Annotated in this window: 22 protein-coding genes; 9 read left to right on the top strand and 13 right to left on the bottom strand. The window is 71.8% G+C overall.

The genetic code is table 11. The annotated features are described in order from the left end of the window. Positions 1–150 precede the first annotated feature (150 nt). Positions 151–1380, top strand: coding sequence for a serine hydrolase (locus AB0N31_RS00485; protein ID WP_366056072.1), 1230 nt, complete (start codon positions 151–153; stop codon positions 1378–1380). A gap of 10 nt (positions 1381–1390) precedes the next feature. On the opposite strand, the gene AB0N31_RS00480 is transcribed toward AB0N31_RS00485, so the two are convergent. The 11 genes from AB0N31_RS00480 to AB0N31_RS00430 form a co-directional block, all read right to left on the bottom strand. Further along, positions 1391–2320, bottom strand: coding sequence for a glutaminase (locus AB0N31_RS00480; RefSeq protein ID WP_366056071.1), 930 nt, complete (start codon positions 2318–2320; stop codon positions 1391–1393). Between the two features lie 557 nt (positions 2321–2877). Beyond that, positions 2878–4293: an aspartate ammonia-lyase gene (aspA, locus tag AB0N31_RS00475; protein WP_366056070.1), complete on the bottom strand. Its 1416-nt coding sequence runs from the start codon at positions 4291–4293 to the stop codon at positions 2878–2880. Between the two features lie 224 nt (positions 4294–4517). After that, complete coding sequence (locus AB0N31_RS00470) at positions 4518–5534, bottom strand: asparaginase (RefSeq protein WP_366056069.1); 1017 nt, start codon at positions 5532–5534, stop codon at positions 4518–4520. Positions 5535–5577: 43 nt separating this feature from the next. Beyond that, positions 5578–7017, bottom strand: coding sequence for an amino acid permease (locus AB0N31_RS00465; RefSeq protein ID WP_366056068.1), 1440 nt, complete (start codon positions 7015–7017; stop codon positions 5578–5580). Next, positions 7014–7691 (bottom strand): FadR/GntR family transcriptional regulator, encoded by a 678-nt coding sequence (locus tag AB0N31_RS00460; RefSeq protein ID WP_366056067.1) that lies wholly within the window; start codon positions 7689–7691, stop codon positions 7014–7016. The genes AB0N31_RS00465 and AB0N31_RS00460 overlap by 4 nt, the downstream gene beginning before the upstream one ends. Before the next feature lie 231 nt (positions 7692–7922). Further along, on the bottom strand, positions 7923–8759 hold the full coding sequence (locus AB0N31_RS00455; protein WP_366056066.1) for an undecaprenyl-diphosphate phosphatase: 837 nt from the start codon (positions 8757–8759) through the stop codon (positions 7923–7925). Positions 8760–8828: 69 nt separating this feature from the next. Beyond that, the gene (gene crcB / locus AB0N31_RS00450) at positions 8829–9203 is read right to left on the bottom strand and encodes a fluoride efflux transporter CrcB (protein WP_366056065.1); all 375 of its coding nucleotides are present in this window, start codon (positions 9201–9203) and stop codon (positions 8829–8831) included. Further along, positions 9200–9580 carry a DUF190 domain-containing protein gene (locus AB0N31_RS00445; RefSeq protein ID WP_366056064.1) on the bottom strand — a complete coding sequence of 127 codons (381 nt, stop codon included), beginning with the start codon at positions 9578–9580 and terminating at the stop codon, positions 9200–9202. The genes crcB and AB0N31_RS00445 overlap by 4 nt, the downstream gene beginning before the upstream one ends. After that, positions 9577–10032: a CrcB family protein gene (locus tag AB0N31_RS00440; RefSeq protein WP_366056296.1), complete on the bottom strand. Its 456-nt coding sequence runs from the start codon at positions 10030–10032 to the stop codon at positions 9577–9579. The genes AB0N31_RS00445 and AB0N31_RS00440 overlap by 4 nt, the downstream gene beginning before the upstream one ends. Before the next feature lie 502 nt (positions 10033–10534). Further along, positions 10535–12094: an arabinogalactan endo-1,4-beta-galactosidase gene (locus AB0N31_RS00435; RefSeq protein ID WP_366056063.1), complete on the bottom strand. Its 1560-nt coding sequence runs from the start codon at positions 12092–12094 to the stop codon at positions 10535–10537. Positions 12095–12197: 103 nt separating this feature from the next. Next, a complete protein-coding gene (locus tag AB0N31_RS00430; protein WP_366056062.1) occupies positions 12198–14219 on the bottom strand; it encodes a beta-galactosidase in 2022 nt (673 codons plus the stop codon). Between the two features lie 227 nt (positions 14220–14446). On the opposite strand from AB0N31_RS00430, the gene AB0N31_RS00425 reads away from it, so the two are divergent. The 6 genes from AB0N31_RS00425 to AB0N31_RS00400 all read left to right on the top strand — a co-directional run bounded on the left by AB0N31_RS00425 (position 14447) and on the right by AB0N31_RS00400 (position 19558). Beyond that, positions 14447–15772: an extracellular solute-binding protein gene (locus AB0N31_RS00425; protein WP_366056060.1), complete on the top strand. Its 1326-nt coding sequence runs from the start codon at positions 14447–14449 to the stop codon at positions 15770–15772. Further along, positions 15769–16692, top strand: coding sequence for a sugar ABC transporter permease (locus AB0N31_RS00420; RefSeq protein WP_366056059.1), 924 nt, complete (start codon positions 15769–15771; stop codon positions 16690–16692). Before AB0N31_RS00425 ends, AB0N31_RS00420 begins: the two co-directional genes overlap by 4 nt. Continuing rightward, positions 16689–17594, top strand: coding sequence for a carbohydrate ABC transporter permease (locus AB0N31_RS00415; protein WP_366056058.1), 906 nt, complete (start codon positions 16689–16691; stop codon positions 17592–17594). The genes AB0N31_RS00420 and AB0N31_RS00415 overlap by 4 nt, the downstream gene beginning before the upstream one ends. After that, positions 17591–18622 (top strand): LacI family DNA-binding transcriptional regulator, encoded by a 1032-nt coding sequence (locus AB0N31_RS00410; RefSeq protein ID WP_366056057.1) that lies wholly within the window; start codon positions 17591–17593, stop codon positions 18620–18622. The genes AB0N31_RS00415 and AB0N31_RS00410 overlap by 4 nt, the downstream gene beginning before the upstream one ends. A gap of 99 nt (positions 18623–18721) precedes the next feature. Continuing rightward, entirely contained in the window at positions 18722–19075 is a 354-nt protein-coding gene (locus AB0N31_RS00405; RefSeq protein WP_366056056.1) for a VOC family protein, read from the top strand. A gap of 93 nt (positions 19076–19168) precedes the next feature. After that, on the top strand, positions 19169–19558 hold the full coding sequence (locus AB0N31_RS00400; protein ID WP_366056055.1) for a MarR family transcriptional regulator: 390 nt from the start codon (positions 19169–19171) through the stop codon (positions 19556–19558). Between the two features lie 59 nt (positions 19559–19617). Here AB0N31_RS00400 and AB0N31_RS00395 read toward each other — a convergent pair whose 3' ends face one another. Together AB0N31_RS00395 and AB0N31_RS00390 are read right to left on the bottom strand one after the other, a co-directional pair. After that, a complete protein-coding gene (locus tag AB0N31_RS00395) occupies positions 19618–20007 on the bottom strand; it encodes an SseB family protein (RefSeq protein WP_366056054.1) in 390 nt (129 codons plus the stop codon). Positions 20008–20177: 170 nt separating this feature from the next. Next, positions 20178–20795: a MerR family transcriptional regulator gene (locus AB0N31_RS00390; protein ID WP_366056053.1), complete on the bottom strand. Its 618-nt coding sequence runs from the start codon at positions 20793–20795 to the stop codon at positions 20178–20180. 120 nt (positions 20796–20915) lie between these two features. Here AB0N31_RS00390 and AB0N31_RS00385 point away from each other — a divergent pair, with 120 nt between their 5' ends. Together AB0N31_RS00385 and AB0N31_RS00380 are read left to right on the top strand one after the other, a co-directional pair. Beyond that, entirely contained in the window at positions 20916–21317 is a 402-nt protein-coding gene (locus AB0N31_RS00385; RefSeq protein ID WP_366056052.1) for a DUF3291 domain-containing protein, read from the top strand. A 36-nt stretch (positions 21318–21353) separates the two neighbouring features. After that, positions 21354–22796 (top strand): MFS transporter, encoded by a 1443-nt coding sequence (locus AB0N31_RS00380; protein ID WP_366056051.1) that lies wholly within the window; start codon positions 21354–21356, stop codon positions 22794–22796. Positions 22797–22855 lie beyond the last annotated feature (59 nt).

Here is a 22855-nt window from a genome sequence, read left to right as displayed (position 1 = left end):
ACGACACCGACCGCGAGGACGCGGTACGGCGCGCGGAGCGGGCCGCTCGGTGGGGCCGGGGTGCCGTCGCATGCGGCATCCGGGTGCACGCGCCGCGATGTGCGGCACGGACAGCGCGGGGAAAGCCCACTTCATTCTTACGTTGCTCGTATGACAATCGGATTCTCCTCTCGGGCTGCTGCCTCGGCCCGCGCGCTCTGCGTGACGGGCGTCCTGGTCCTCGGGCCCGCGGCGTCCGCCGCTCCCGTCGGCGCGGACCCCGGCCCGGCGGGCGGAGCGCGTGTGACGCCACCGCGGCCCGCCCTGCTGTACCGCTCCGGTACGCAGGTCCGGCCACACCCGGGAGCACCCGGCGTCCCGGACGTCTCCGCACTGTCGTGGCTGGTGGCCGACGCCGACACCGGCGACGTGCTCGCCGCGTCGAACGCGCACCGCAGGCTGCCTCCCGCGAGCACCCTGAAGACCCTGTTCGCCCTCACGGTGCTGCCGGTCCTGCCCGGCGGCGTCCGGCACCGGGTCACCGAGACCGAGCTGGCCGGGATCGGAGCCGGCAGCAGCCTGGTGGGAGTCGCCGAAGGGCAGTCGTACCAGGTCTCCGACCTGTGGCGGGGGGTGTTCCTCCACTCCGGCAACGACGCCGTGCACGTCCTGGCCGCGCTCAACGGCGGCTGGCGCACCACGGCCGCCCGGATGCAGGACAAGGCCCGCTCGCTGGGCGCCCTGGACACACGCGTGCTGTCCCCGGACGGGTACGACGCCCCCGGCCAGGTGTCCTCCGCGTACGACCTCGCGGTGTTCGGACGGGCGGGTCTGCGCAACCCGGACTTCGCCCGGTACTGCGCCACCGTCGAGGCCCGGTTCCCGGCGCGCGACGGGGGGACGTACGGCATCGTCAACACCAACCGTCTGCTCAGCGGAACGGACGGGGTCGAGCCGTACCCCGGGCTGATCGGCATCAAGAACGGCTACACCAGCAACGCGGGCAACACCCTCGTGGCCGCGGCCCGGCGGGGCGACCGGACCCTCGTCGTGACCGTGCTCAACCCCCGGTCCGGCGGCGGCCTCGCCGTCTACGAGGAGGCGCGCGAACTGCTCGACTGGGGGTTCGGGGCCGCCGGGCGGGTCGATCCCGTGGGCTCGCTGGACGCCCTGCGGGCGCGGCCGAGGCCGGGTCCGGGACCGCAGGCGACACCTGTGGCCACAACGGCTCCCACGGCCCCCGCGGTCGCCGTGGCCGACGACGGGTCCGGCTGGTCGAAGGCGGCGGTCATCGCGGGTGCCGCCGCGCTGGGCGGCGCCGCCGTCGCCCTGGTACTGCGGTTCGAAGCCCGCCGCCGCGTGGGGCGTCGACCGGCCGGCGGGGACGGCGGGAGCCGGTGAGCGCGGCCGCTCAGAACACCGACAGGCCCGTCAGCGTCGTGAAACGGTCCAGGGCGGCCACGCCCGCCACCGAGTTCCCGCGTTCGTCCAGGCCCGGACTCCACACGCACAGCGTGCAGCGGCCGGGCACGACCGCGATGATGCCGCCGCCGACCCCGCTCTTGCCGGGCAGACCCACGCGGTAGGCGAAGTCGCCGGCCGCGTCGTAGGTGCCGCAGGTCAGCATGACGGCGTTGACCTGCTTGGCCTGGCTGCGGCTGAGCAGGCGGCTGCCGTCGGCGCGGACGCCGTGCCGGGCGAGGAAGCCGGTGGCCAGCGCGAGGTCGGCGCAGGAGGCGGTGAGGGAACACTGCCGGAAGTACTGGTCGAGGAGGACCGGCACCGGGTTGTCGATGTTGCCGTAGGACGCCATGAAGTGGGCGAGGGCGGCGTTGCGGTCGCCGTGCGCGGACTCGGAGGCGGCCACCTCCAGGTCGAAGTCGAGCACCTCGCTGCCGCTCTCGGCCCGCAGGAAGTCACGCAGTTCGCCCGCCGCGTCCCCGGTGCGGGTCTGGAGGCGGTCGGTGACGACGAGCGCGCCCGCGTTGATGAACGGGTTGCGGGGGATGCCGTTCTCGTACTCCAGCTGGACCAGCGAGTTGAAGGGGTTGCCGGAGGGTTCGCGGCCGACGTGCTCCCAGAGTTCGTCCCCCTCGCGCGCCAGGTCGAGGGCGAGGGTGAAGACCTTGGTGATCGACTGGGTCGAGAACGGCTCGCGCCACTCCCCCACCCCGTACACCGTGCCGTCCAGCTCCGCCACCGCCATCCCGAAGCTGCGGGCGTCGCGGGCGGCGAGCGCCGGGATGTAGTCGGCGGGCCGCCCGCGGCCGGGCGTGCGGGCCATCTCCTCGGCGATGCGGTCGAGGACCGGCTGGAACTGCGAGCACATGATCGTCATCATGCCGCACGCCGGCCCCGGGTGTCCCGGGGCGCCGGGCCGCCCTCGACGTGCCGTCCCATCAGGCGTGTCTTGCCGCGGACTCCGCGTGCTGGCCGGGCCCGCACGTCCCCGTCCACCCCGTCCCCCGTCCGGGAGAGTCCGCAGGGCGGGAGAGTCCACAGGGCGGACCGACGTTCTGTCCCAGTCCCCGAGGCGACGACGGCCGGACCCTGCGGACCGCCTGGCGCCCCCCTTCGCCCTGCCGACGCCCGGCGGTCCAAGCCGGGTGACCTGCTGCGGCTGAAGGCGGGCGATCGGCTGCCGGGAACGCTGAGCATCGGGCGGGGGACGCCTGCGACCTCCGTGAACCCGTCGTGACCGAGTCCTGCGGAACGGGCCGCGCGATGATCCCGGCGAGCGGCACGCGCGCCATCGAGGCGAACAACACGAGCGGGATCACCATCCGCGGCCCGGAAGCCGCGCCGCGTCGGACGGGCTTCATCCCTGGGTGTGACGACAGCCCGCGTGTCGGCCGGCTGCGGAGCGCCCGGCCCCGGCCGCGCGCGGGCTGTCGTTCCTCAGAGCGCCTGCGTCCTGCCGCTGCCGGCGAGTATCTCCGGGCGCAGCAGGGCGGCGAGCCGCTCGGCGGGGAGCAGGCCCTTTTCCAGGACGAGTTCGGCGACACCGCGGCCGGTGGCGAGGGCCTCCTTGGCGATGTCCGTGGCCGCCGTGTACCCGATGTGCGGGTTGAGGGCGGTGACCAGGCCGATGGAGTTCTCGACGCTCGCGCGCAGCACCTCGGTGTTGGCGGTGATGCCGGACACGCAGCGCTCGGCCAGGGTCAGGCAGGCCGCGCGCAGGTGGGTGATCGACTCGGACAGGGAGTGCAGGATGATCGGCTCGAAGGCGTTGAGCTGGAGCTGTCCGGCCTCGGCGGCCATGGTGATGGTGACGTCGTTGCCGATCACCTCGAAGGCGACCTGGTTGACGACCTCGGGGATCACCGGGTTGACCTTGCCGGGCATGATGGACGAACCGGCCTGCACGGGCGGCAGGTTGATCTCGCCGAGGCCCGCGCGCGGCCCGGAGGACAGCAGGCGCAGGTCGTTGCAGCTCTTGGAGAGCTTGACCGCGATCCGCTTGAGCACGCCGGACATCTGGACGAACGCGCCGCAGTCCTGGGTAGCCTCGACGAGGTTGGCGGCGGTGACGAGCGGCAGGCCGGTGATCCCGGCGAGGTGGCGGCGGGCCGACTCGGCGTAACCGGCCGGCGCGTTGAGCCCGGTGCCGATGGCGGTGGCGCCGAGGTTGATCTCGTGGATCAGCTCGACGGCCTCGGCGAGGCGGCTGCGGTCCTCGTCGAGCATGACGGCGAACGTGGAGAACTCCTGTCCGAGGGTCATCGGGACGGCGTCCTGGAGCTGGGTGCGGCCCATCTTCAGGACGTCGCGGAACTCGACGGCCTTGCGGGCGAAGGCGTCCTGGAGGACGGCCATGGCCTTGAGCAGCCCGCGCACCGCGAAGACGGTCGCGACCTTCACGGCGGTCGGGTAGACGTCGTTGGTGGACTGCCCGAGGTTGACGTCCTCGTTGGGGTGCAGGTGCCGGTACTCGCCCTTCGCGTGGCCCAGCAGTTCCAGGGCCCGGTTGGCGACGACCTCGTTGGCGTTCATGTTGGTCGAGGTGCCCGCGCCGCCCTGGACGACGTCCACCACGAACTGGTCGTGCAGCTTGCCGGCGCGGATCTCGCGGCAGGCGGCGACGATCGCGGCGGCCTTCTCCGGGGCCAGCAGCCCCAGTTCCTCGTTGGCGAGGGCGGCGGCCTCCTTGACGGCGGCGAGGGCGTCGATCAGGTGCGGGTGGGCGGAGATCGTGGTGCCGGTGATCGGGAAGTTCTCGGTGGCGCGCAGGGTGTGGATGCCCCAGTACGCGTCGGCGGGGACGTCCCGGTCTCCGAGCAGATCGTGTTCGCGGCGGCTGACGACGACGGTCATGAGGGTGCGGCCTCTTTCTGGAGCGGGAGGGAGGGTGGGTGACCGGGGACTGCGGCCTCGGGCCCCGGAAGCGTCGGGCCCCGGAAGCGTCGGGCTTCGGGAGGGCGGAACGGTGCGGGGCCGCCGGGGACGGGACGGGAGGCGGCCGCCGGCGCGGACTCCCCCGGCCGAGCCGCCGCCGGCCCCTCCCCCGGCCGGGCCGGCGGCTCACGCACCGCCGGGGGTCACACGCGGATCGGCTGAGTGACCGGGTCGAGGGCGCGAACCGTGCGGACGCTGCCGACGGGCCGGCCGCCGCCGAGGAGCGGCTCGCCGGCGAAGGGCGTGAGCAGCACGGGGTCGACGCCCGCCCGGGCGAGGGCGGCCGCGGTGACCGGGACGCGGGCCCGGTTCGCGCCGTCGGAGATCTTCACGGCGACGGCCCGGCCGTCGGGGAGCGCGGCGACCTCGACGCCCTCGAAGCCGTCCTTGGCGAGAAGACCGGGAACGGCCCGCATCAGGGCGGCGACGTCCCGGCCGGAACCGGAGGCCATCTCGGGGTGCGCGCGCATCGCGTCCGCCACCCGCGCCTCGGGCGTGCCGGGCACGGCGGTGGTGACGCGGGCGACGGCACGTGCCAGACCGCTCAGGGAGACGGAGAAGAGCGGCGCGCCGCACCCGTCGACGGTCACCCGGGCGATCCGCTGACCGGTGAGGTCCTCGACGATCTCGGCGATCGCCTGCTGGAGCGGGTGCCCGGGGTCGAGGTAGCCGTCGAGGGACCAGCCGTTGAGCTTGCAGGTGTACAGCATGGCCGCGTGCTTGCCGGAGCAGTTCTGGGCGAGGCGCGAGGGCGGGCGGCCCTGCCGTGTCCAGGTGTCGCGGACGACCGGGTCGTACGGCAGGTCCGTGACGTTGCGCAGGTCGTCCTCGGTGACGCCGGCCAGTTCGAGGATGCGCCGGGTGCCGGCGAGGTGGCGTTCCTCGCCGGAGTGGCTGGCGGCGGCGAGCGAGAGCAGTTCGCCGTCGAGCGGGAGCCCGGCGCGCACCATGGCGACGGCCTGGACGGGCTTGAGCGCGGAGCGCGGGTAGAAGGCGACCTCGACGTCGCCGAGCTGGAAGTCGACCTCGCCGTCCGTGCCGAGGACGACGACGGAGCCGTAGTGGACGCCTTCGGTCACCTCGCCGCGTACGAGGTGGGCGACGGGGGCGTGGAGGGGTTCGCGGATGGCGGGCGCGTCGGCGAGAGGGCTGGTGTACATCACTGCCTGGTCACTGGTGGGTGGGCGGGGGCCGGCGGCGGGTTCACGCGTCGGTCCCGGAAGAGGTGCGCGCGCGGCGGACGCGGGTGGCGTACCAGCCGGCGACGAGCGCGGCGGCGATCAGCGGCAGACACAGCACGGTGGTGCGTCCGGCGCCGCCGTCGGCGTACATGAGGACCAGGACGGAGGCGAGGAAGGCCAGCGTCACGAGTTCGGTCCAGGGGGAGCCCGGCAGCCGGTAGCCGGGGCGGGTCAGGTGGCCGTTCTGGGTCCTCTGCCAGAACAGCAGGTGGCAGATCATGATCATGCCCCAGGTGGCGAGGATGCCGAGCGCCGCGAAGTTCAGGACGATCTCGAACGCGTCGGCGGGGACCACGAAGTTGAGGCCGACGCCGAGGACGCAGACGCCGCTGGTGAGCAGGATGCCGCCGTAGGGGACCTGGGTGCGGCTCATCTTCCCGGTGAACCGCGGTGCCGAGCCGCTCACGGCCATGGAGCGCAGGATGCGGCCGGTGGAGTACAGGCCCGAGTTGAGGGAGGACATCGCCGCCGTGAGCACGACGAGGTTCATCACGCCGCCCGCGGCCGGGACGCCGATGTTGGACAGCACCGTGACGAAGGGGCTCTCGCCGGAGGTGTACTTGTTCCACGGCAGCAGCATCGACAGCAGGAGGACCGAGCCGACGTAGAACAGGCCCACGCGCCACATGATCGAGTTGATCGCCTTCGGCATGATCTGCTCGGGGTTCTCGGTCTCGCCGGCGGCGACGCCGACCAGTTCGACGGAGGCGTAGGCGAAGACGACGCCCTGGACGATCAGCAGCAGGGGCAGCAGGCCGTTGGGGAAGACGCCGCCGTTGTCGGTGATCAGGGACGGGCCGGGGGTGGTGCCGTCGACCTGGTGCTGGGTGACCAGCAGGAAGATGCCGATGCACATGAAGATCACGAGCGCGCCGACCTTGACGATCGCGAACCAGAACTCCAGTTCGCCGAAGATCTTCACGGAGATCAGGTTCACCGTGAGGACCACGGCCAGGGCGACCAGCGCGATCACCCACTGGGGTATGTCGGAGAACATGCCCCAGTAGTGGGTGTAGGTGGCCACCGCGGTGATGTCGGCGATGCCGGTGGTGGCCCAGTTCAGGAAGTACATCCAGCCCGCGGTGTAGGCGCCCTTCTCCCCCATGAACTCGCGGGCGTACGACACGAAGGCGCCGGAGGAGGGGCGGTACAGGACGAGTTCGCCGAGGGCGCGCACCACGAGGAAGGCGAAGACGCCGCAGACCGCGTAGGCGATGAAGAGGGAGGGGCCGGCGTCGGCGAGGCGGCCGCCGGCGCCGAGGAAGAGGCCGGTGCCGATGGCGCCGCCGATGGCGATCATGTTGACGTGCCGGTGTTTCAGGGACTTGCTGTAGCCCGCGTCTCCGGCGTCGACGTGACGGGGCGCGGGGCGCGTCCCGTCCTTGAGGTGCTGTTCGCTCAACGCTCGGGTCCGCCTTTCAGGGGGGAGTCGGTGCGCGGGGGGCGCACGATGTCGGTGAGGGTCGTCTCGACGCGGTCGAGGTGGTGGCTCATGGCCTCCAGCGCGTCGGACTCGGAACCGTCGATCAGCGCCTCGACGATGGCCCGGTGTTCGCGGTTGGACTGCTCGCGGCGCCCGCCCAGCTCGTTGAGGAAGGCCGACTGGCGCGCCAGCGCGTCGCGAATCTCCTCGATGACCCGGCGGAAGACCGGGTTCTGCGCGGCCTCGGCGACGGCGAGGTGGAAGAGGGTGTCCATCGCGACCCAGGCGGTGGTGTCGGTCTCCCGTTCCATCCGGTCCAGGAGGTGGGCCAGGTGGTCCAGGTTCTCCGGGGTGCGGCGCACGGCCGCGTACCCGGCGACCGGGATCTCGATGTGGCGGCGCACCTCGAGCAGGTCGCTGGCCGCGTAGTCGCCGAAGGTGGGGTCCTCGACGGTGTTGGCGACGACGAAGGTGCCCTTGCCGGTCCGGGAGACCGTCAGGCCCATGGTCTGGAGGGCGCGCAGGGCCTCCCGCAGGACGGGCCGGGAGACCTCGAGGGTGCGGCACAGTTCCGCCTCGGAGGGGAGTTTGTCCCCGATGGCGTAGTGGCCGCGCTCGATGGCGCCGCGGAGGTGGGTGAGCACCGCTTCCATCGCACTGACGCGACGGGGTGCCGGGCCACCTGTCTGGCTGTCTGACAGGTTCACGGGAGTGATACTCCGGGTGGCCGGAGGCCGCTGTCAAGGCGGGTGAAAGGAAGAATTCAGCGGCGGTCGGCGTGAAAGCGGGATTCCCGCCTCCGCTCGGGTCCGGGGGCGGGGTCGGTGCCGGCACCTCGGGCCCGGTTGCCGCTCCGGGCCCGCGCCGGCCGCCCCCGCCGCGGGTCAGCTGTCGAGGACTCCCGTGGCCAGCAGGGCGAACAGCAGCACGCCCACGACGATCCGGTAGATCACGAACGCGTTGAAGGAGTGCTTGGCGACGAACCTCAGCAGCCAGGCGATGGAGGCGTAGGCGACCACGAAGGACACGGCCGTGCCGACGGCCAGCGGCGCCGCACCCGCCCCGGTGCCCAGGGCGTCCTTCAGCTCGTACAGGCCGGCGCCGGTGAGGGCCGGGATGCCGAGGAAGAACGACAGCCGGGTGGCGGCGACCCGGTCCAGGTCGAGCATCAGCGCGGTCGACATGGTGGCGCCGGAACGGGAGAAGCCGGGGAAGAGCAGTGCCAGGATCTGGGAGCTCCCGACCAGCATGGCGTCCTTGAACGAGATGTCGCCCTCGCCCCGCTTGTGCCGGCCCGTCCGGTCGGCCACCCACATCACGCCGCTGCCGGCGACGAGCGAACCCGCGACCACCCAGAGCGAGGCCAGAGATCCCTCGATGAGCGGTTTCGCGGCCAGGCCGACGACGACGATCGGGATCGTCGCCCAGATCACCCACCAGGCGAACCTGTAGTCGTGGTGGTGCCGTTCGCCCTTGTCGGCGAGACCGCGGAACCAGGCGGAGACGATCCGCGCGATGTCCTTGCGGAAGTACACGAGGACCGCGGCGATCGCGCCGACCTGGATGACGGCGGAGAACCCGACGACCGCGTCGTCGTCGACCGGGATGCCCATCAGGCCCTCGGTGATCTTCAGATGTCCGGTGGAGGAGACGGGGAGGAACTCGGTCACTCCCTCGACGGCTCCGAGGACGACGGCCTGACCGACGGAGATGGCGCTCATGGGATCCAGTTCTGCGGGTGGGTCGACGGTGCGGTGCACAGTCCTACCAGCCGTGGGTGTGTTTCCCGGTCATGACCACACCGTCTGTGCGATCCACACCCCCGCGAAGGCGGCCCCGGCGCCCGCCGCCACACTGGCGACGACGTTCGCGGCGGCGTGCAGTGCCGCTCCGGTCTCGGTCAGCCGCAGCGTCTCGTAGGAGAAGGTGGAGTAGGTGGTCAGGGCCCCGCAGAAGCCGGTGCCCAGGAGAAGCCGCAGGTGGGGGTCGGCCACCCCGGCGACGCCGGCACCGGTCACCAGCCCGAGGACGGCGCAGCCGACGACGTTGACGACGAAGGTGCCCCAGGGGAACACCGAGTCGTGCCGGGCCTGCACCGCGCGGTCGGTCAGGTACCGCAGGGGCGCACCGGCCATGCCTCCGGCGACGACCAGCAGCCAGTTCACGACGACCTCTTACCCTTGCCGTCCGGTTCGCCCTGGTTCGGGGCGCGCCCGGCGTACCTGATGACCTCGCACGGGTCGAGGATGACGAGCCCCTCGGTGACCAGCTCGTCGAGCTGCGGCAGGAAGGCCCGCACGCGTTCCTCCGTGTCGACGACGACGACGGCGACCGGGAGGTCCTCGCTGAGGGAGAGCAGGCGCGAGGTGTGGATCAGCGAGGAGGCGCCGAAGCCCTCGATGCCGCGGAAGACGCTGGCACCCGCCAGGCCCGCCGCATGGGCCCGGTGCACGATCTCGGTGTAGAGGGGCTTGTGGTGCCAGGTGTCGTTCTCGCCGACGAAGACGGTCACGCGCAGGGCACTGCCGGTGAGCCTCGTCATCGCTGCCTCCGGGTCAGGACGCGGCGCGTCGCGGTGGCCGCGAGCCACACCGCCGTGAGCGCCGCGAGGGGGGTCGCCGCCAGGTAGGCCAGCGCCGTACGGGGGTGCCCCGTGTCGAACAGGCGCTGGAGGTCGACGGCGTAGGTGGAGAAGGTGGTAAAACCGCCGAGCACGCCGGTGCCGAAGAAGGGGCGCACGAGTCGGTGCACGGTCAGCGCCTCGGTGATCAGCACCAGGAACACGCCGATCACGGCGCAGCCGACGACATTGACCCAGAAGGTCGTCCACGGGAACCCGCCGGCCGTCGAGGGCCACCACAGCGAGGCCGCGTAGCGGGCGGTGGCACCCAGCCCGCCGCCGGCCGCGACCACGGCGACCGCCGGCAGCTGCCCCGACCCGGCGGACCGGCGCAGGGCGCTGCTGCGGAGGCTCTCGGTCTCCGGGGCCGTCATGTCGTACGTCTCCTGCCTCGATCCCCGGTCGCCCCGGCGCGCGGGGTGATCACGGCTGGTCAACAGGGTAACGCCGAATCGTTCGACGCCGGCGGCCTCCGGCCGGCGTCCGAGGGTCCTCCGCGGGCCGCCCACCAGCCCTTGTCGACCATGCGGGCCACTTCGGTGGTGCGCATCGGTGCGCATCTCGTCGCGCCGGTGGTGGGTGCGGCGCCGGATCCGCCTGGCGCGCAGCAGACCCAGGTCGGCGAGGGGGGTGAGGTGGGTGTCCGCCACCCTGGGGTGCACGCCCGGCTTCGCCGCCACGGAGTCCGCCGTGGCGCCGTCCTCGACGAGGTCGGCGCGTCGTTGCGGCGGGAAGTGCCGCGCCGGTTCCTTCAGCCGTTCCAGGAGGTGCGGACACCGTTCGTTCAGGGGAGTCGGGCAGGGAGACGGGAACGCGCGGGGCCCGGCCGCCGGGTCGCGGCCGGGCCCCGCCGTCACGAGGCCGGGTGATCGCGGGTCAGCGGTGGCCGAACCACGCCATCGAGGACAGCGCCCGGTCGTCGTAGCCGAACAGGGCCTGGTTCTCCCAGCCGTTGCCGGAAGCGGCGTCGGCCGGGTCCCAGCCGTTGCCGTTCACGGCGGTCCAGGTCGCCTCCCAGTAGAAGACGCCGAGCCCGCGGCCGTTCGGGACGGCCTCCACGATGTCGGCCACGGAGTTCATCCAGGCCAGCTGTCCGGCCGCGGTCGCCGGGTAGCCGGAGACCAGTTCGCTCGGCAGGTCGATGATGTTCTCGTGCGCGTCGTCGCTGTCGAGGCGGAACGGGTAGGCCGTCTCGGCGACGAAGACCGGCTTGCCGTAGCGGGAGGCCGCGTCGTCCAGCGTGGTCTGGAAGTCGGCCAGGGTGCCGTGCCAGTAGCCGTAGTAGGAGAGGCCGATGGCGTCGAACTTCACGCCGTTGGAGACCGCGCTGTCGAACCACCAGCGGGTGCCGGCCAGATCACCGCCCTTGGCGAGGTGCAGGGCGACCGGGGTGGCGGAGTCGACCGCCTTGACGGCGTCGTAGCCCGAGTTGAGCAGTCCGGCGAGCTGGCCCCAGTTGTCGGTGGAGCCCTCGCTCCACAGCATGCCGCCGTTGATCTCGTTGCCCACCTGGACCATGTCGGCGGCGGTGCCCTGGGCCTTGAGCGCGCTCAGCACGTCGTACGTGTGGTGGTACACGTCCGTCCTGAGCCGGCTGTACGAATGCCCCGCCCAGGCGCTGGGCTTGGTCTGGGCTCCCGGGTCGGCCCATATGTCGGAGTAGTGGAAGTCGACCAGGAGCTTCTGGCCGGCCGCCTTGACCCGCTTGGCCGTGGCGAGCACGCGCGCCTTGTTGTTGTAGCCGTCGGCGGGGTCGACCCACACCTTCAGGCGCGCGTAGTTCATGCCGGCGTTCTTCAGGACGGTGATCGGGTCGGCGGTCGTGCCCGACGCGGTCCGGTACACACCGCCCTTGGCCTCGCTCTTGGCGAGGGACGATATGTCGGCACCCTTGATCGACAGTCCGGTGGTGCCGGACGTGAAGGCCAGGTCGTCGACATTGATCCAGTTGCCGGCGTTCGCGTCGCTGTTGACGCTGATCGTGCACTGGTTGTTCGTCACCTTGACGGGGACGACGACATGGATCCATCCGCTCGCCGAGACCGGCAGGTCGGTGCGCTGCTCGGCACCGCCGCAGTTCTTCAGGGCCAGGTAGGCCGACTTCTGGCCGCCGCCGGAGCGCACCCAGGCGGTGAGCTTGTAGGCGCCGTTGGTCAGCCCCGACAGGTACTGGTACGTCTCCACCTTGTAGGCGGCGGACGCCCAGTGGCTGAGGCGGTAACTGCCGCCGTGCCCGCCGGACTCGGTGAACGAGGCACCGGTGTCGCCGTACTCGGACCAGCCGCCGGGGACGGCCGCCCCGGCGCCGTCGGCCTCGAAGCCGGCGTTGGTGAGCATGGCGGCCGCCTGTGCGGTCTGCGCCGGCAGGGCGGTGAGTGCGAGCCCCGCGGTGAGCGGGAGCAGCAGGGCTCTGAGCGTGCGTCTGGGATGGAACATCTTCGTCCGTCGTCCCTTCGACGTGATGGGGGTGGGTCTCCCTCGGGATGAGGGACCCCCTCCGCCCGCGGCTCGCGGCTCCACGGGCGGAGGGGGAGTCGGCTCAGCCGTCGAGTCGTACGACCCGTACGGCTCCCGCCGGTACCGCGAGGCGGCCGGCGGCGTGTTCGCCCGTGAGCAGCTCGGTGCCGGACGCCTCCAGCGGCACCTTGGCGTCGGTGGCGGTGTGGTTGATCGCGAAGAGGTAGCCGCCCCCCTCGCCGGAGCGGCGCACGACCTCGACGTCGCGGGGCAGGCCGGCGCGCGGGGCGACGCGGGCGTCCTCGGCGGCCCGGCCCAGCAGGGCGTCCAGGCCCTCGGCGCCGAGCCGGGTGGAGACGTACCAGGCGGTGCCCTCGCCGAGGCGGTGCCGGGTGACGGCCGGGCGGCCGGCGGTGAGGCCGTCGGCGTAGGTCCAGACGGTCTCGGCGCCGCGCGGCTCGACGAACTCGGTCCACACGTCGCCGCTCAGCTCCGCCCCGTCCGGGCCGGTGATCCGGACGCGCTCGCCCCCGAGCAGCGGGGAGAACTCCTCGACGGTGAGGCCGAGGACGTCGCGCAGCGCGCCCGGGTAGGGGCCCTCGTGCACGGCGTCGTGCTGGTCGACGATGCCGGAGAAGTACGACACGACGAGCGTGCCGCCGCGTTCGACGTACTCCCGGAGGTTGTTCCCGGCCGCTTCCGTCATCAGGTACAGGGCGGGCACCACGACCAGCGGGTACGGCGAGAGGTCGGCCTCGGGGTGGGCGAAGTCGACGGTGAGGTGGCGGTCGTAGAGGGCCTCGTAGAAGGCGTCGGCGCGCTCGCGGGCGTCGTGGTCCTCGCTGGGACGCCAGTCGAGGTTCTGCGCCCACCAGGAGTGCCAGTCCCACAGGACGGCGACGTCGGCCTCGGTGCGGGTGCCCCGGACCGGGTTCAGGGAGTCGAGAGCGGCGCCGAGTTCGACGACCTCGCGCCACACGCGGGTGTCGGTGCCGCCGTGCGGGACCATCGAGGAGTGGAACTTCTCGGCGCCGCGCCGGGACTGCCGCCACTGGAAGAACATGGCGCCCTCGGAGCCGCGGGCCACGTGGCCGAGGGAGTTGCGGGCCATCTGGCCGGGGGCCTTGGCCGGGTTGCGGGGCTGCCAGTTGACGCCCGAGGTGGAGTGCTCCAGGAGGATCCAGGGGGCGCCGCCGGCGACGGAGCGGGTGAGGTCGGCGGCCATCGCCAGGTTGACGTGGGTGCGGCGGCCGTCGGTGATCAGGTAGTGGTCGTTGGTGACGATGTCGACCTCACGGCCCCAGGCCCAGTAGTCGACCGAGTCGCACTGGCTGAGCGCGGTCATGAAGTTGGTCGTGACGGGGACGCCGGGCGCGAGGCGGTGCAGGATGTCGCGCTCCATGACGAAGTTCTCGCGCATGGTGGCGTCGGCGAAGCGCCGGTAGTCGAGCGCCTGACCGGGGTTGCCGACGGTCGGGGTGGTGCGCGGCGGGTTGATGTCGCCGAAGGCCGCGTAGCGCTGGCCCCAGAAGGCGGTGCCCCAGGCCTCGTTGACCGCGTCGACGGTGCCGTACGTCGTCTCCAGCCAGCGGCGGAAGTGGGCGGCGCAGGACTCGCAGTAGCAGGCCGAGACGGGGACGCCGTACTCGTTGTGGACGTGCCACATCGCGAGCGCCGGGTGGTCGCCGTAGCGCTCGGCGAGCCGGGTGGCGATGTTCGCCGCGGCCGCGCGGTAGTCGGCGTTGCTGTGGCAGATCGCCGCGCGCGAGCCGAATTCGTAGCGGACGCCGTCGGCGGTGACGGGCAGGGCCTCGGGGTGCGCGCGGTAGAACCAGACGGGCGGGGCCACGGTGGGCGTGCCCAGGTCGACGCGGATGCCGTTCTCGTGCAGCAGGCCGATGATCCGGTCGAGCCAGCCGAAGTCGTACTCCCCCGGCGCGGGTTCCAGGAGCGCCCAGGAGAAGATCCCGACGCTCACCATGGTGACGCCGGCCTCGCGCATGAGCCGGACGTCCTCCTGCCAGACGCTTTCCGGCCACTGCTCGGGGTTGTAGTCCCCACCGAAGGCGAGCCTGGTGAGGCCCTTGGGGGTGGTCTCCGGCATGGATCTCTCCCGTTTAATCGATCATTTGGGAACGTGCACACATGTTTTCGGCGATGCGAGCCCAACATAACCGCACAGCAACAACCATTGACAAGTGTCCGGGATGTTTCTCTACTGTGAACGCTCACAGAAGCATGGCAGGGCCTCGCGACGGGCGAGGACACCGGTTCATGTGACGCATGGCAGGTTCCCGCAGCAGGCGGGAACCCAGGTCAGGGGAGAAACCCATGCCCAACACCCAGCGCCGGCGGCTCTTCAAGGTCGCAGCGTCCGCCGTCGCCGTCGCGCTCGGCGCCACCGCACTCACCGCCTGCGGCTCGTCCGACGACGACGAGGCCCGGTCGGGGCCGGTCTCGCTCACGTACTGGACGTGGACGCCCGGCATGGACAAGGTCGTGGACCTGTGGAACAAGGGGCCGGGCAAGAAGGAGCAGATCACCGTCACGGTGAAGAAGCAGGCCTCCGGCGACACGCTGGTCACCAAGATCCTCACCGCGCACAAGGCGGGCAAGGCCCCCGACCTGGTCCAGGCCGAGTACCAGGCGCTGCCGACGCTGGTCAGCAACGACGCGCTGGCGGACATGGCGAAGAACGTCGGCGACGTGAAGAGCAAGTTCGCCGACGGCGTCTGGCAGCAGACGACGCTGGGCACGGACGCGGTCTACGCGGTGCCGCAGGACATCGGCCCGATGATGTTCTACTACCGCGAGGACCTGTTCGAGAAGTACGGCCTGACCGTCCCCACCACCTGGGAGCAGTTCGCCGAGACCGCCCGCGCGCTGAAGAAGAAGGCCCCCGGCACGGACCTGACCACCTTCTCGGCCAACGACTCCGGACTCTTCGCGGGCCTGGCCCAGCAGGCCGGCGCCAAGTGGTGGACCACCGCCGGCGACAAGTGGCGGGTCGGCATCAACGACGCGGCCACCAAGAAGGTCGCCGACTTCTGGGGCGGCCTCGTGAAGGAGGGCGCCGTCGACAACCAGCCGATGTACACCCCGGCCTGGAACAAGGCGCTCAACACCGGCAAGCAGATCGCCTGGGTCAGTGCCGTGTGGGCGCCGGGCACCCTGACCACCGCCGCCCCGGACACCAAGGGCAAGTGGGCCATGGCCCCGCTCCCCCAATGGTCGCAGACCGACGACGTCACCGGCAGCTGGGGCGGTTCGTCCACCGCCGTCACGACGGACTCCAAGAACAAGGAGGCCGCCGCGAAGTTCGCCGCCTGGCTGAACACCGACGGCGACGCGCTCAACGCGCTGGCCAAGGAGAGCGGCATCTACCCGGCCTCCACCTCCGCCCAGCTCAGCGGCGCCTTCATCGACCCGCCGGCGTACTTCTCGAACCAGGCGGACTTCTACACCACCGCCGCGAAGATCGCGAAGACCACGGCTCCCTCGGCCTGGGGCCCGAACGTGAACGTCGCCTACACGACCTTCAAGGACGCCTTCGGCGCCGCCGCGAAGAACAAGTCGGACTTCTCCGCCGCCCTGGACAAGATGCAGGCGGACACCGTCGCCGACATGAAGAAGCAGGGCTTCGAGGTCTCCGAGTGACCAGCGCACGCCGGAAGGCGTACGGAGTCAAGGGGGCTCCGTACGCCTTCCTCCTCCCCGCCACCGTCCTCTTCGCCCTGTTCTTCGCGCTGCCCATCGGGTACGCGGTCTGGCTCAGCTTCCACAAGGTGAAGGTGTCCGGCCTCGGCCTGGGCTCCGGCGCCCGCAAGGAGGTCTGGGCCGGCCTGGAGAACTACACCGACGCCTTCACCGACAGCGAGCTGCTGGACGGCGCCCTGCGCGTCCTCGGCTACGGCTGCATCGTCGTCCCGGTGATGCTGGGCCTCGCCCTGGTCTTCGCGCTGATGCTGGACTCCGACAAGGTGCGGCTGGCCCCGTTCACCCGCCTCGCGATCTTCCTGCCGTACGCCATCCCCGGCGTCGTGGCGGCGCTGCTGTGGGGCTTCCTGTACCTGCCGGACGTCAGCCCGTTCTACTTCGTGCTGGACCGGCTCGGCCTGCCGCAGCCGGACCTGCTGGACGGCGGACCGCTGTATCTCGCCCTGTCGAACATCGCGGTGTGGGGCGGCACCGGCTTCAACATGATCGTCATCTACACCTCGCTCCAGGCCATTCCGGCCGAGGTGTACGAGGCGGCCAAGCTGGACGGCGCCACCCCGCTGCAGATCGCGCTCAGGATCAAGATCCCGATGGTGGCGCCCTCGCTGGTGCTGACCTTCTTCTTCTCGATCATCGCGACGCTCCAGGTGTTCAACGAGCCGACGACCCTCAAACCGCTCACCAACTCCGTTTCCACGACGTGGAGTCCGCTGATGAAGGTGTACCGGGACGCGTTCGGCACCGGTGACATCTACGCGGCGGCCGCCCAGGCCGTGATCATCGCCATCGCCACGCTGCTGCTGTCCTTCGGCTTCCTGCGGGCCGCGAACCGTCGCAACAAGCAGGGGGCAGCCCAGTGAGTTCTCTCGCCGTCCACAAGACCCCGTCGGCGGCCGGCACCACGGACGCCGACCGCGGCCGACCGCCGCTGCGCCGTCGTGTCGCCCTGGTCCCCACGATCACGCTGCTGCTCGGCGCGCTGTACTGCCTGCTGCCGGTGGCGTGGGTGGTGATCGCGTCCACCAAGTCGGGCAGCGAACTATTCTCCACCTTCACGTTCCTGCCGGGCAGTGGCTTCACCGACAACATCGCGGACCTGAACGCCTACCGCGACGGCGTCTACTGGAAGTGGATGGGCAACTCCGCCCTCTACGCCGGTCTCGGCGCCCTGCTGTCGACGTGCGTGTCCGCGTTCAGCGGCTACGCGCTGGCGACGTACCGCTTCCGCGGCCGCGAGACGATGTTCAACGTCCTGCTGGCGGGCGTGCTGATGCCGCCGATCATCCTGGCCGTGCCGCAGTACCTGCTGCTGGCCAAGGCCGATCTCACGGACTCCTACTGGTCCGTGCTGCTGCCGCAGCTCCTCTCCCCCTACGGCGTCTACCTCTCGCGCATCTACGCGGCCGCGGCCGTGCCGGCCGACGTGGTGGAGGCCGGCCGGATGGACGGGGCGAGCGAGTGGCGGATCTTCACCCGGATCGCACTGCCGATGATGGTCCCCGGCATGGTGACGGTGTTCCTCTTCCAGTTCGTCGCCGTGTGGAACAACTTCCTGTTGCCGTACATCATGCTCAGCGACGACGAGAAGTTCCCGATCACGCTCGGGCTGTTCACGCTGCTGGAGCAGGGCGCCAACACTCCGGCCCTGTACACCCTGGTGATCACCGGCGCGTTCCTCGCGGTGCTTCCGCTGGTGGCGCTGTTCCTGGTCATTCAGCGGTTCTGGAGCCTGGACCTGCTGTCCGGGGCCGTAAAGTCATGACCATGAGCAACACCGGGGGCAGGCGCAGGCCGCCGACCATCCACGACGTGGCGCGCGAGGCGGGGGTCTCACGAGGGACCGTCTCGCGCGTGCTCAACGGCGGCCACTACGTCAGTCCGGCCGCCCAGGAGGCGGTCAACGCCGCCATCCGCAGGACGGGTTACGTCGTGAACCGGCACGCCCGCTCCCTGATCACGGGCCGCTCCGACTCCGTCGGCTTCCTGCTGACGGAGCCTCAGGAGCGGTTCTTCGAGGACCCCAACTTCAACGTGCTGCTGCGGGGTTGCACCCAGGCACTGGCCACGCACGACGTCCCCCTGCTGCTGATGCTGGCCGGGACCGACGACGAGCGGCGGCGCATCACCCGGTACATCACCGCCGGGCACGTCGACGGGGTGCTGCTGGTGTCCAGCCACTCCGGGGACCCGATCGCCACCGAACTGCGCGAGGCGGGCGTGCCGCTCGTCGCCTGCGGCAAGCCGATCGGGATCGGGTCGAAGGTCAGCTACGTGGCCGCCGACGACCGCGACGGCGCCCGGGACATGGTGCGCCACCTGCTCGACCGCGGCCGGCGCCGGATCGGTGTGGTCACGGGCCCGCTGGACACCCCCGGCGGTGTGGAACGGCTCGCCGGCTACAAGGAGGTTCTCACCGAGGCGGGCATCGGGATCGACGAGCGGCTGGTCGTGTCCGGGGACTACAGCCGGGCCAGCGGCGAGGCGGGCGCCGAGCGGCTGCTGGCGCAGGCCCCCGACCTGGACGCGGTGTTCGTCGCGTCCGACCTGATGGCGCAGGGTGCGCTGGCCGCGCTGCGGCGGGCCGGCCGCCGGGTGCCGGAGGACGTCGCGGTCGGCGGCTTCGACGACTCCCCCGCGGCCACCTCCTCCACCCCCGCGCTCACCACGATCCGCCAGCCCTGGGACCGGATCAGCAGCGAGATGGTCCGCGTCCTCCTCGCGCAGATCGGCGGCGAGGACCCGGCCGCGGTCATCCTGCCGACGGAACTGGTCACCCGCGAGTCGACGTGAGGTGCGGACGGGACTGAGGAAGCGCCCGGTGCGGCCCTCGCCTAGCGTGGGACCACCGACGGTGTCCGTCGGTCCCGATCTCGGCGAGGAGCGTGCGCGATGAAGACCGGCCTGCAGACCGTCATCTACCCCGTCAAGGACCTCGACCGGGCGAAGGCCCTGTTCCGGGCGCTGCTCGAGGTCGAGCCCTACGCCGACGAGAGCTACTACGTCGGTTTCAGATCGGCGGGGCAGGACGTCGGGCTCGACCCCAACGGCCACGCCAGGGGCATGACCGGTCCGGTGCCGTACTGGCACGTGGCCGACATCCGGACGCGGCTGGCGGCGCTGGTGGAGGCGGGGGCGGAGGTGCTCCAGGACGTGCAGGACGTCGGCGGCGGCAAGCTGATCGCCTTCGTGAAGGACGCCGACGGGAACCTCGTCGGGCTGACCCAGGACCCGGCGGCCTCCTGAGTCCTCGTCCGCCTCCCGTGCGGTCCGCGATTCCCTTGCACCCGCACTAGTTGCACAGTAAACAAACCGGGTTCTCGGTGTTACCGTGCAGGTATGGCAGCGAAGACGGCCGGAACGGACCTCGAGGACCGGTGGCGGGACATTCTGTCGGTGCACGCGCGCACGACGTGCGAGATCGACCGCGTACTGCATCCGCACGGTCTCGGGGCGAGCGACTTCGAGGTGCTCGACATCCTGGCCACCGAGGCGCCCCGGCCGGGTGACCAGTGCCGGGTGCAGAACCTCGTCGGACGCGTCCATCTGAGCCAGAGCGCGCTCTCGCGCCTCATAGGGCGACTGGAGAAGGACGGTCTGGTGGAGCGTTCCGTCTGCACGGACGACCGGCGCGGGGTGTGGGTCGCCCTCACCCCGAAGGGCCGGGCCCTGCACGAGGAGGTGCTGCCGCTCCAGCGCGCGGTGCTGACCCGCATGCTGGCCGGCTGAGCCCGGCACGGGGGGCGGGTGTGACGCCTTCGGGCCCGGCGGGCGTGTGACGGCCGGGCTCAGCGGGCCAGCAGGGTGCGCACCCCTTCCGAGGTGAGGGTCAGCGGGTGGTCGCCCGCGGCGTCGATGGAGAGGGACAGCTCGCCCTCCGGCCACTGATGGGCCAGTGCGCCGAGGGGCACCAGGCGGTAGCGGTCCACCCCCGGGAGCAGGTCGACCATCTCGGGTTCGGAGGTGAAGACCGGGACGACGGGCGTCGTGCCCGGCTGTTCCAGGACGGGCAGGGCCAGCATGCTGGGATTGGTCACGTCCTCGTCGGTGGCGTCCTCGGGCACCGGCACCAGGACCTCGCAGTGCGCGAGGGTGTCCAGTGCGGTCGTGTCGCCGGTGTCCTTGGCCAGCGCGTCCAGCGCCTGCGCGGCGGCGGTGTCGTGGGCGGGTGTCTCCATGGCAACTCCCCGGGTAGCGGTGGTTGGCGGGTCCGGCCACGCGTACCCCGTCCGCCGGCGGGCAATCGGGTCTTCGGCCATTCGCCTCGTCCTTTCCGCCGTCCGCCTCACGCCACGGGACGCCACCTCCGCGTCGCGGGACGCCTCCCCCACGATGCGCGGCGCCGCCTCTACGGCGTGTGGCGCCGGGCCGACTCGTTCTCCTGGGCCATGCGGCGCAGCGCCATCAGAGCGGGTTCCAGCAGGACGGTCAGCAGCAGGGCTCGTTCGGCGGTCTCCAGCGGATCGGTGAGGCCGTCGAGCTGGTCGAGGTCGAGGACGGCGATCCGTTCGGCGAGCCGGGCGTAGGCCAGCAGGGTGTGCCGGTCCACGGGCACGCCGAGCGAGTGCAGCGAGGTCAGGGTCTCGGCGAGGGTGGCGCGGGCGGGCGCCGCCTCGTGCACGCGCCAGCCCAGCTCCTCGACGAGCGCCTCGACCTCACCGGCCGCCGGGTCCTGTGCGGGGGAATCGCCGGACAGCGACACGGAGCCCAGGGTGAGGCCGAGCAGGACGTGGGTGTCGCCGGTGCGCTCCGTCAGCGCGTCCAGCACCTCGCGGGTGGTGGTGACGGACAGCCCCCGTACGCCGGTCAGCGCCCGGATCAGGCGCAGGCGGCGCAGGTGCTGGTCGTCGTACTCGGCCTGGGTCGCGGAGGTCTGCCGGCCGGGCGGGAGGAGGCCCTCGCGGAGGTAGTACTTGATCGTCGTGACGGAGACGCCGCTGCGGCGGCTCAGCTCGGACATGCGCATCGGGACGGCTCCGCTCTAGAAATTGGATACCTCCACTGTCTAACATGGATAGTGAAGGTATCCAATCACTCCGCGTGGATCCCTCCCCCTGTCCCGCCTGTCTCACGGAAGGGCACAGCCATGCCCACCCTGCCCTGGACCACGGTCGACGAGCCCGCCCCCGGCGCCGAGGCCGTCGTCATGGCCTCCCGCTTCGAGGTCCGCTCCCTCAAGGACGTCCCGCGCTTCCTCCTGAAGTCCCTCGGCGCGTGGCGGCAGGTCACCCGCGCGCCGGGCGCGTACGGCGCCTCGCTCGTCGCCCAGCCCCTCAAGCGCACCTTCTGGACCCTGTCGGCCTGGGAGAGCGAGGAGGCCCTGTACCGGTACGCGCGGACCGAGCCGCACCGGTCGGTCATGACCGGACTGCGCTCCACGACGAAGGCCTCGGCGTTCACCTTCTGGCGGGTCCCGGCCGCCGGACTGCCCGTCGACTGGGCGGACGCCCGCCGCCGGCTCGCCGAGCAGGAACGCACCGGCGCCTGAGACCCCGCCCGGCCCTTCCCGAGGAGAGAGCCCGCCATGACCGTGTCCCCGCCCGTCCTCGACGGGAACCCCGTCGCCGCCGCCGGAGCCCGACGGCGCGTGCCGCTGTGGCTCGCGGTCGTCGCCTGCAGCGTGCCCATGTTCATGGTCGCGCTCGACAACCTCGTCGTGTCCACGGCCCTGCACACCCTGGCCGTCGACCTCCGGGCGGACACCCAGGAACTCCAGTGGTTCGTCAACGCCTACGTCCTCGGCTTCGCCTGCCTGCTCATGACGGGCGCCGCGCTCGGCGACCGGTTCGGACGGCGACGGGTCTTCGTCGTGGGCATCGCCCTGTTCACCCTGGCCTCCGTCGGCTGCGGCCTGGCCGACACCAGCGGCCGGCTGATCGCCTTCCGCGCGGTCCAGGGCTTCGGCGCGGCGGCCGTGATGCCGTTGTCGCTGACCCTGCTGTCCGCAGCGGTGCCGGAACGGATGCGCGGCGTGGCCCTGGGCGTGTGGTCCGGCGTGAGCGGGCTCGCCGTGGCGATGGGACCGGTGGTGGGCGGCGCGGTGGTCGAGGGCCTGGACTGGCGGTGGATCTTCTGGATCAACGTGCCGGTGTGCCTGATCGCGGTGCCGCTGGTGCTGTTCGCGCTGCGGGAGAGCGCCCTGCCCGACGCCCGCCTCGACCTGGTCGGCATGGTCCTCGCGGCGGCCGGACTGTGCGCCGTGGTGTGGGGAATCGTGCACGGGGAGCCGGACGGCTGGACCTCGGCCACGGTGCTGGGCGCGTTCGCGGCGGGCCTCGTGCTCCTGGCGGCCTTCGTCACCTGGGAGGCCCGCGTCCCGCAGCCGATGCTGCCCCTGTCCTTCTACCGGGTGCGGGCCTTCACCCTCACCAACGTCGTCTCGGCCGCGATGTACTTCGGTGTCTTCGGCTCGCTGTTCCTGCTCGCCCAGTACCTCCAGATCGTGCCGCCGCGCACCCCGCTGGAGGCCGGGGTGCGCACCCTGCCCTGGACGCTGATGCCGATGTTCGTCGCCCCGGTCGCCGGACTGCTCACCGACCGGGTCGGCGGCGGCCGGCTGATGGCGCTCGGGCTGTTCCTCCAGGGCGTCGGACTGGCCTGGCTCAACCTCCTCGCCGGCACCGGCACCGCCTACTCGGCCCTGGTCGCCCCGATGATCGTGGCCGGAGCGGGCATGGGCTTCGTGTTCGCGCCGACGGCGGCGGTCGTCCTCGGGTCGGTCCGGGCGGAGCACGCGGGCAAGGCGTCCGGTGCCAACACCACGGTCCGCGAGATCGGCGGCGCGCTCGGCATCGCCGTACTGAGCACCGTGTTCGTGGCGCACGGCGGCACGCGGGGGCCGCAGGAGTTCGTGGACGGGCTGCGCCCCGCGGTGTGGACCGGGGTCGCCGTGGTGTTGCTCGGCGCGCTGTGCGCCCTCGGCATCCCGCGCCGGCCGCGGGCCGGGGCCCCGGCGAAGGAGGCGTGAGGGCGCGGCGGAACTCCTCCCCGAACGGCACGCCCACCCGCGGGTCCCAGCGCGCCGCC

The organism is Streptomyces sp. NPDC051051 (genome assembly GCF_040682975.1).
In the GTDB taxonomy this organism is placed as follows: domain Bacteria; phylum Actinomycetota; class Actinomycetes; order Streptomycetales; family Streptomycetaceae; genus Streptomyces.
This window is presented reverse-complemented; position numbering and strand designations above follow the sequence as displayed.

Coding starts and splice junctions, on each gene's coding strand:
- AB0N31_RS00485 (WP_366056072.1), top strand. CDS start 151: ATGACAATCGGATTCTCCTCTCGGGCTGCTGCCTCGGCCCGCGCGCTC.
- AB0N31_RS00480 (WP_366056071.1), bottom strand. CDS start 2,320: ATGATGACGATCATGTGCTCGCAGTTCCAGCCGGTCCTCGACCGCATC.
- aspA (WP_366056070.1), bottom strand. CDS start 4,293: ATGACCGTCGTCGTCAGCCGCCGCGAACACGATCTGCTCGGAGACCGG.
- AB0N31_RS00470 (WP_366056069.1), bottom strand. CDS start 5,534: ATGTACACCAGCCCTCTCGCCGACGCGCCCGCCATCCGCGAACCCCTC.
- AB0N31_RS00460 (WP_366056067.1), bottom strand. CDS start 7,691: ATGGAAGCGGTGCTCACCCACCTCCGCGGCGCCATCGAGCGCGGCCAC.
- AB0N31_RS00455 (WP_366056066.1), bottom strand. CDS start 8,759: ATGAGCGCCATCTCCGTCGGTCAGGCCGTCGTCCTCGGAGCCGTCGAG.
- AB0N31_RS00445 (WP_366056064.1), bottom strand. CDS start 9,580: ATGACGAGGCTCACCGGCAGTGCCCTGCGCGTGACCGTCTTCGTCGGC.
- AB0N31_RS00440 (WP_366056296.1), bottom strand. CDS start 10,032: ATGACGGCCCCGGAGACCGAGAGCCTCCGCAGCAGCGCCCTGCGCCGG.
- AB0N31_RS00435 (WP_366056063.1), bottom strand. CDS start 12,094: ATGTTCCATCCCAGACGCACGCTCAGAGCCCTGCTGCTCCCGCTCACC.
- AB0N31_RS00430 (WP_366056062.1), bottom strand. CDS start 14,219: ATGCCGGAGACCACCCCCAAGGGCCTCACCAGGCTCGCCTTCGGTGGG.
- AB0N31_RS00425 (WP_366056060.1), top strand. CDS start 14,447: ATGCCCAACACCCAGCGCCGGCGGCTCTTCAAGGTCGCAGCGTCCGCC.
- AB0N31_RS00410 (WP_366056057.1), top strand. CDS start 17,591: ATGACCATGAGCAACACCGGGGGCAGGCGCAGGCCGCCGACCATCCAC.
- AB0N31_RS00405 (WP_366056056.1), top strand. CDS start 18,722: ATGAAGACCGGCCTGCAGACCGTCATCTACCCCGTCAAGGACCTCGAC.
- AB0N31_RS00400 (WP_366056055.1), top strand. CDS start 19,169: ATGGCAGCGAAGACGGCCGGAACGGACCTCGAGGACCGGTGGCGGGAC.
- AB0N31_RS00395 (WP_366056054.1), bottom strand. CDS start 20,007: ATGGAGACACCCGCCCACGACACCGCCGCCGCGCAGGCGCTGGACGCG.
- AB0N31_RS00390 (WP_366056053.1), bottom strand. CDS start 20,795: ATGCGCATGTCCGAGCTGAGCCGCCGCAGCGGCGTCTCCGTCACGACG.
- AB0N31_RS00385 (WP_366056052.1), top strand. CDS start 20,916: ATGCCCACCCTGCCCTGGACCACGGTCGACGAGCCCGCCCCCGGCGCC.
- AB0N31_RS00380 (WP_366056051.1), top strand. CDS start 21,354: ATGACCGTGTCCCCGCCCGTCCTCGACGGGAACCCCGTCGCCGCCGCC.